We start from the raw sequence: 1,163 nt of genomic DNA on the forward strand, positions 1-1,163 counted from the left end.
GCCAAGTCAGTCAGACAGCCTAAAGTAGAAATGCCTTTGCCAAATACAATGTCAAATTCGGCAATGCGGAAAGGCGGAGCAACTTTATTTTTAGCAACTTTAACTTTCGTGCGGTTGCCGTATTCTTCGGTACCTTTTTTCAAGCTTTGAATGCGGCGAATGTCGAGTCGCACGCTGGCGTAGAATTTCAGTGCGTTGCCGCCGGTTGTTGTTTCGGGGTTGCCGTAAGTTATGCCGATTTTCTGCCGCAATTGGTTGAGGAAAATGACGGTACAGCCGGATTTGCCGATATTGCCGGTGATTTTCCGTAAAGCTTGGCTCATCAAGCGCGCTTGCAAACCCATGTGGGAGTCGCCCATGTCGCCTTCGATTTCGGCGCGGGGGACGAGGGCGGCTACGGAGTCAATTACTACGATATCGACGGCGACGGAACGCACGAGTTGATCGACAATTTCTAGGGCCATTTCGCCGGTATCCGGCTGGGAAACTAAGAGATTTTCAATATCGACGCCTAAAGCTGAGGCGTAGGTGGGATCTAGGGCGTGTTCGGCATCGACGAAGGCTGCGATTCCGCCGGATTTTTGGACTTCGGCGATCGCGTGGAGGGCTAGAGTGGTTTTACCGGAACTTTCGGGCCCGTAAATTTCAATGACTCGGCCTTTTGGCAAACCGCCGCCCAAAGCAATGTCCAGTGTCAAGGCTCCGGTAGGAATGGTTTCTACCCTCATGCGAGTGGAGTCTCCCAATCGGACGATCGCTCCTTTGCCAAAGCTGCGCTCGATTTGGGACAGTACGGAAGTTAGGGCTTTTTGCTTTTCTGAGTTTTCAGGTGTAGTTTTTATAGACGCTTCTTTTTTTGCCATTTGCGGTACGCGGGTAGACCCCTTGCGGAGCTTGTTGATTAACTGTACAACACGTATGTTAGCAGTTATTTTTGGGGTCTGGAGGTTCTGGGAGGATCTGGTTGAAGATTCTTGATGTTGGGGAGGCCCCGGCCACTCGCCAGCTTTCACAAGGCTCGGATCTATAAGGCATGGGGCATGGGGCATGGGGCATGGGGCATGGGGCATGGGGCATGGGGCATGGGGCATGGGGCATGGGGCATGGGGCATGGGGCATGGGGCATGGGGCATGGGGCATGGGGCATGGGGCATGGGGCATGG

1 protein-coding gene is annotated in these 1,163 nt (G+C 53.6%); it reads right to left on the bottom strand.

All coding sequences use genetic code 11. The annotated features are described in order from the left end of the window. Positions 1 to 863, bottom strand: an 863-nt coding sequence (gene recA / locus ACUVJL_RS32715) for a recombinase RecA (protein ID WP_445249636.1), incomplete at its 3' end; no start/stop codon positions are given. Positions 864 to 1,163: the final 300 nt, after the last annotated feature.

It is taken from the genome of Microcoleus sp. OTE_8_concoct_300, assembly GCF_031383065.1.
Taxonomy (GTDB): domain Bacteria; phylum Cyanobacteriota; class Cyanobacteriia; order Cyanobacteriales; family Microcoleaceae; genus Microcoleus.